The organism is Terriglobia bacterium, assembly GCA_036496425.1.
In the GTDB taxonomy this organism is placed as follows: domain Bacteria; phylum Acidobacteriota; class Terriglobia; order 20CM-2-55-15; family 20CM-2-55-15; genus 20CM-2-55-15.
This window is the reverse complement of sequence record DASXLG010000397.1, coordinates 1-6,461: the sequence shown is the minus strand read 5'-3', so window position 1 is coordinate 6,461 and position 6,461 is coordinate 1. Positions and strand designations below refer to the sequence as shown.

General features: G+C 56.8%; 5 protein-coding genes. 2 read left to right on the top strand and 3 right to left on the bottom strand.

Annotation, left to right across the window (positions count from 1 at the left end; translation table 11 throughout):
• Nucleotides 1-420: 420 nt before the first annotated feature.
• The 3 genes from VGK48_29095 to VGK48_29085 all read right to left on the bottom strand — a co-directional run bounded on the left by VGK48_29095 (nt 421) and on the right by VGK48_29085 (nt 2,995).
• A complete protein-coding gene (locus VGK48_29095; GenBank protein ID HEY2385251.1) occupies nt 421-1,131 on the bottom strand; it encodes a hypothetical protein in 711 nt (236 codons plus the stop codon).
• A gap of 254 nt (nt 1,132-1,385) precedes the next feature.
• Nucleotides 1,386-1,847: a hypothetical protein gene (locus tag VGK48_29090; GenBank protein HEY2385250.1), complete on the bottom strand. Its 462-nt coding sequence runs from the start codon at nt 1,845-1,847 to the stop codon at nt 1,386-1,388.
• A gap of 17 nt (nt 1,848-1,864) precedes the next feature.
• Nucleotides 1,865-2,995 carry a DUF6152 family protein gene (locus VGK48_29085; GenBank protein ID HEY2385249.1) on the bottom strand — a complete coding sequence of 377 codons (1,131 nt, stop codon included), beginning with the start codon at nt 2,993-2,995 and terminating at the stop codon, nt 1,865-1,867.
• A 188-nt stretch (nt 2,996-3,183) separates the two neighbouring features.
• Between VGK48_29085 and VGK48_29080 the strand changes: the two genes are divergently transcribed.
• Both VGK48_29080 and VGK48_29075 read left to right on the top strand, forming a co-directional pair.
• A complete protein-coding gene (locus tag VGK48_29080) occupies nt 3,184-5,589 on the top strand; it encodes a DUF1592 domain-containing protein (protein HEY2385248.1) in 2,406 nt (801 codons plus the stop codon).
• Nucleotides 5,590-5,625: 36 nt separating this feature from the next.
• A partial coding sequence (locus tag VGK48_29075) for a DUF1552 domain-containing protein (protein HEY2385247.1) occupies nt 5,626-6,461 on the top strand: 836 nt, incomplete at its 3' end.

The window sequence follows — 6,461 nt, the reverse complement described above, 5'->3', positions numbered from 1 at the left end:
GACGCTATCCATAACCAACCAATCGGGTACCGTTCCAAATCCTGTTCCTACTGCCGCGCACTTCTGGCAAGCACCAACTGGTCATTCTTCATTAGCGCCGAAGATTGCGCGCCGGCTTCAGACAAATCCTGGAAAAGCTTTAAACGAACGCTCCTGTGGGGGACCGAAGCTTCCAAGTCCCCTGATAACAAACTTCGAATAAGCGATTCCCATTAAACACTTCCCATCGCCCCAATTTTTCACCTCGTCCCTGATCGATAGCGACTACACGACTAGAAATTTGCCAGAACGGTTATACGGTTACAGGGAGATTGGGGCAATGTGAATTGATCAGTGGGAATCGCTTATTCGAGGTTTGTTATCAGGCAAAAGAAGGCGTGACAAGGAGCCGGCTGAGGCTTCGCCGGCTCCTCTGAGGAATTAGGGAACGAAGAGACTGCTGCGGTCGACATGCTCCAGGGATCCGACCATGAGGTCAAAGGCCTGGTTGCCGTCCTGGCAGACGAATTCAAAACTCTCGACGCCGGGGCTCCAGTTGATGTACCAGCCGGTCGTCCATGTCCTCGTGTAGGCGCCCGGATCATCGATCGTCATTTCGTATTTGATCTGGTTGGAGTTAATGCGCGTAAAGCGTTCAATCGTGTGAAGCTGTCCGGTGAAGGGCATACCTTCCAGATTGGAGATCCACATTCTTTCGTTGTATCCGACCGTGTCTACCACCAGCGTATCGCCTTCGAAGTGACCTATATTGTCTCCGTAATAGCTGGGCGCCAGATTCTTTGGATGAGACCGGCCATCCATGTAAATGGTGCGGTAGCTATGCGAGCCACCCGTCTGGAAGATAAAGAACTGCTTGAGTTCAGGAAAATACTCAAACTGAGTCCCGTAAGCGGTCGCGACCTGCCGGAATCCTCCAGATGGCTTGCACCGGGTGTAGGGTTCAAGCTGGTTTTGCTGGCGATAGTCGTAGACGGCCCGTGCCCAGGGCTGGAATGGAACCTGGCTCAGCGTGGGTTTTCCTGGAAATGCGTTTGCGGCAGGCGTGGCTCCAGGCGCCGGGTCCGGAGCTGCAAAGGTTCCACCAGCCACGTTCCACAGGCCTTTTTCGCCGGGGACAGCTCCCCAGATCACTGTGCCATCCGGGTTTCGTGGTGTCGGCTTTGCGGGTGCCGCGGCCGACCCCCGTCCACGTCCTCGGCCGCTTCCTTGCCCGCCATTCTGGCCTTGGCCGAAGGTTTGGTGAGCGAGCCCAGGCAAAAGCACCAAGGCAGCTGCAGCTGCCAAAGAAATTAGACGATATCGCACGATGACCTCCCGATCGTTATCTTTGCCGATTTGAAATATAACTCTATATGACGAACCATTCGTGTCAACCGATTTCCCACCTACTGGCGGTGAATGTTGAACTCGCCTTTTACAGTGTTGCCGCCCGAGGTTTGACTCCAGACCCCTGCAATCGCACGGTTCGGCAGGGCAAGGTTCTGAATTGTGCCATCGGCGACGATCTTCATCGGATTGCCTTTCGCATCCTTTGCAGCGGCTTCGATGTGTACCTTGAATATAGGTAATGCCGGCGGCGGTTGCCCCCGCCCGGCCGGCGGACCTCCCGGCGTTATGTCGAGTCGCGCCAGCGTTATAGGAATGGCGTTGGGACCGGGGTTCACAACACCGGTTATATTCTTGCCGTCATAATCCATAAAGACAACCAGGTGGTTCCGCTGTGCCGGGGTCGGGCTCCAGTCACCGACCCATGTGCCCCTGACAGGATGTCCTTCCTGGGCAAACACCAATGCCGCAAATAATAAACAGGACAACAGACAAATAAAACGAAGCAACCTCGCAGACATTTCTTCCTCCTAAACGATTACGGTCTGTTGTCCTGGCAATAGAAGACCGGCAGGTCTTCGGGAACCCACTGAAGGTTCCAGCCGGCGGACCATGTTCTGGTATAGGCGCCCGGATCGTCGATCGTGACCTCATATTTCAACGTATTGAAATCGGTACGAGTAAAGCGTTCCACGATGTGAAGCTGATTGGTACTGGGCAGCCCGCCATTGCTGATCCAGAACTGCTCGTTGAAACTCTTCGAATCGACAACCAATGTATCTCCCTGCCACGTTCCTCTGGCATTGCCGTAGTACAGTGGATTGTCGTTATTACCGCGCAGGTCGCCTGTTTGAGGGCGGCCATCCGTGTAAATGAAATGCCAGACGTGGTTCCCACCACCCTCGATCAGGAAAATGCGCCCGTGGTCTTTTTCCTCGAGGAATTGAACTCCGTAAGGCATTTGAAACTCGCGGATGGCGCTGGGCGGTTTGCAATCCAGAAACATCGGGTCGTCTCTCAGGAAATTGCGCTGCCGGTATTCGTAAAGGTCTCTGGCCCACTTCTGAAAGGGAGCCACTTTGTCCGCATCCGCGATGTTGCGCAAGAGGCCGCCCGCATCCACCTGGACGTTGACGCCAGTCTCCATCAACGACGTGGCACTGGGCTTTCCCCAGTATCCCTTCTCGCCCGGGAGCGGACCCAGGTTGGGCTTGCCGTCTGGCCAGCGCGGGGCCGGGCGGCTGGGCAGGTTTGGCGTCGGCACCAATGCCGCCTTCGCGGCTGCCGACATCTCCAGAACTCGCTTGCCGCTGGCGGTCAGAACAACCGAGTCTCCCCAGATCTGCGGGCTCCCATCCCTGGAGGTCATGCCTTTCACGGTAACCAGGTCACCGGGCTTCAACGTGTTGAAGGTCCAACCGCTCCTCTCGAGGTCTATGGTGTCTTCCAACTCGACTGCCCAGCTTGTGACAGTCTTTCCCTCGGACACGTCCATGAGGATGTGGACGTGCGGATTTGCCCAATCCAGCTTGGTCACAATCCCGTTCAGCGTCCTCGCTTTGCTTGGATCGAATTTTGCAGTCATGCTGTGGAATTGCGCCAGTACGGGTGTGGCCGCTATCAGCAACCCCACTCCGGCAGCCAACCAATGAAATACGGTCCGCGACATCCTTATATATCCTCCTCATTCACTGTCAGGACTGACAAGTGGCGGGAGTATATACTTCCGCTCATCGGGCCGCAAGGGTCTGATATGCAAGTTTTGATGGACGGGAGCTTCGCGGTGGGCTACGCTTGCGGATAATTCAAGGTCATTAAGCAATAATTCGAGAGTCGGCTGAAGTTCGGAGGGCAATCTTGAAACTACTTGCATTCGGTTGTGCGGCAATCCTGCCGATTCTCTTCTTTTCGGCATCGCAAAAAGCGGCGCCAGGTCAGGCTGCGCCAACAAAGGGGGCGGGAGTCGCTGCACCTGATGCCGCAATGCAGCGCGCGCTTGTCGATCAGTACTGTGTGACATGTCACAACACACGTTCGAAAACCGCGAATCTGATGCTGGATCAGTTCGACTTTACCCATCTTGGCGATCATGCCGAGGTCGGCGAAAAGATCGTGCGAAAGCTTCGCGCGGGAATGATGCCTCCGACGGGGATGAAACGGCCGGATCCGGCCGCGCTTGAAACGTTCATCCAGTCCATGGAGAAGGAACTCGATCGCACCGCGCACGTGGCTCTGCCGCCGCCGGGCCTGCATCGTTTGAATCGCGGGGAATATGCCAACGCGATTCGCGACGTTATCGGGCTTGAGGTTGACGCCGCAAAATTCCTTCCGTCCGACGATTCCACGCGCGGATTCGACAATATTGCCGGAGCGTTGAAAATGTCGCCGGCATTGATGGAGGCGTATCTGTCCGCTTCCGGAAAGATCAGCCGTCTTGCGATCGGCGATGTCTCCTCGGCCACACAGGCCGTATTTGATGTGCCGGCGGATACTGCTCAGAATTATCACGTTGATGGAATGCCGCGTGGAACCCGTGGAGGTATTCTTATCCCGTATCAGTTTCCTGCCGACGGTGAATATGCCTTCACTGTCAAAGCCATCACGGGCTATAGCCAGGGCGTACTCGGCGGAATTACCGGGGAGCGGCTTGATGTTTTCGTCGATTCCGCACGTGTGAATTCATTCGACTGGGACAAAGAAATCGCCACCACCCGAGGTAAGGGCGCGGCCACGCCAAAAGTGGCGATCAAGGCAGGACTGCATACTGTCAGCGTTACCTTCCGTGTCACGAACGACATTCCGGGAAGCGAGTTGAATAAACCGTTCGAGCGCACGATGAACGCTCCGGGCAGCATCCCGGGATTCCAGTTCTACCCGCACGTCGGCCAAGTCATTATCGAAGGTCCCTACCGGGTGACGGGAGTAACGGATACAGCCAGCCGGAACAAGATTTTCGTTTGCCGGCCGGCAAGCGTTCGTGAGGAATCGCAATGCGCGCGCACGATTATTTCAACGCTGGTGAAGCACGCGTTCCGCCGCCCTTCGACTCCGGCGGACCTGGAATCGTTGACGACCTTTTATCTGGAGGGCCGAAAGAACGGCGGCTCGTTCGATAAGGGAATCGAAGTGGCGCTGCAGCGCATTCTCGCGGATCCGGAATTTGTGTACCGTGGCGAACGCGAACCTGTTGGCGCCGGCGTCGGCAGATCCTATCGCCTCTCCGATCTCGAACTGGCATCGCGCCTGTCCTTCTTCCTGTGGAGCAGCGTTCCTGACGATCAACTGATCGATCTGGCGGTCCAGGGCAAACTCCAAAATCAAGCCGTACTCGATCAGCAGGTCAAACGGATGCTCGCGGATCCGAAGTCCGAAGCCCTGATCCGGAACTTTACCGGCCAGTGGTTGAGCGTTCGTTCGTTGAAGACCATGGAACCGGTGGTCAATATATTCCCGGACTACGATGACAATCTCCGTCTTGCATTCCAGACAGAGATCGAACTGTTCTTCGACAGCATTGTCCACGAAGACCGGAGCGTTCTGGACCTGTTGACGGCGGATTACACCTTCGTCAATGAACGTCTTGCGAGGCACTACGGCATTCCGAACCTGTATGGTCCGCAGTTCCGCCGCATAACTCTGACGCCGGACCTCGACATGCGTCGGGGCCTGCTCGGCAAGGGAGCTCTGTTGACGGTGACGTCGCAGCCCGCCCGGACATCGCCGGTGGCCCGCGGCAAATGGTTCCTCCAGACGTTCCTTGGCGTGAGTCCGCCCGATCCGCCGCCGAATGTGCCGGCGATTAAAGAGCAGGCTGCGGATTCTACGGGAAATTTGAAAACACCCACCATGCGCCAGAGGATGGAAGCCCATCACAGCAATCCAACTTGTGCAAGCTGCCATCGGATATTCGAACCGATTGGGCTTGCGCTCGAGAATTTCGATGCCGTCGCGGCATGGCGCACGCAAGACGAGGGGGCTCCGATCGATGCTACTGGCGTCCTCGTCGACGGAACGAAGCTCGATGGCGTTGCCAGTCTGCGTAACGTGATGGTCCGGTATTCAGATCAGTTCGTGCGCGTCGTGACCGAAAAGCTCCTGATCTACGGGTTGGGCCGCGGCGTGGAGTATCAGGACATGCCGCTGGTACGATCGATCGTGCACGACTCGGCTCCCGGCAAATATAAGTTCTCTTCGATCGTGCAGGGTATCGTTCGAAGTCCGGCGTTCCGGATGAACATGAAGGAATTGGACAGTGCTAACTAACACACTGGACTAACTAACACACAGGGGCAAAATTCGATGTTTATTACAAAAAAGCATATTTCAAGACGCTCGGTTTTGCGAGGTGCGGGAGCGGCGCTCGCACTGCCTTTCCTGGAGGCCATGGTGCCAGCGGCGACGGCGGCAGCACAGACCGCGGCGGCGGGAGTTCCCCGGTTTGTCGGCGTTTTTGCGCCGCACGGCATGGCTCCTGGTTATTGGATACCGAGTAAGGAAGGTGCGGGGTTTGAATTCCCTTTTATCTATAAACCGCTGGAGCCCTTCAAAGACGTCACGATCCTCAGCGGACTGCATTCCAGGTCGGCCGAACCGCCTCCTGGAGTAACAGGCGCCGACCATTGGGTTGCGGCCGCGTTCCTGTGCGCGAACAAACCCAGGAAGACCGTCGGTGCGGACGTGTATGCGGGAACAACGATCGATCAGATAATCGCACAGAAGATCGGTCAGAACTCGCTGCTCCCTTCAATGCAGTTCGCGGTTGAAGATCCGGGCTCGAACTCGAGCAACTGCGGCGAGGGTTACAGCTGCGTATACACGAACACGATTTCGTGGTCGTCGCCGACGGACCCTTTGCCGATGGAACTCAATCCTCAGGTGGTTTTCGAGCGGATGTTCGGAGACGGCGGAACGGTCGAGGAGCGCGCGGAACGCCGGTCGTTGGATCGCAGCATCCTGGATTCGCTGGGGGACTCGCTCTCCCGGCTTCGCGGAACCTTCGGTGCTTCCGATCGCAGGCGGCTGGATGAATACACCAATGATGTTCGCGAGATCGAGCGGCGTCTCCAGATTGCGGCAACGGCTTCCACGGTTGCGCCAACCGATATGTCGGTGCCAGTCGGAGTTCCGCAGTCGTT

Bases quoted from the DNA above. Each gene is read 5' to 3' on its own strand.
- VGK48_29085 (HEY2385249.1), bottom strand. From the start codon at position 2,995: ATGTCGCGGACCGTATTTCATTGGTTGGCTGCCGGAGTGGGGTTGCTG.
- VGK48_29090 (HEY2385250.1), bottom strand. From the start codon at position 1,847: ATGTCTGCGAGGTTGCTTCGTTTTATTTGTCTGTTGTCCTGTTTATTA.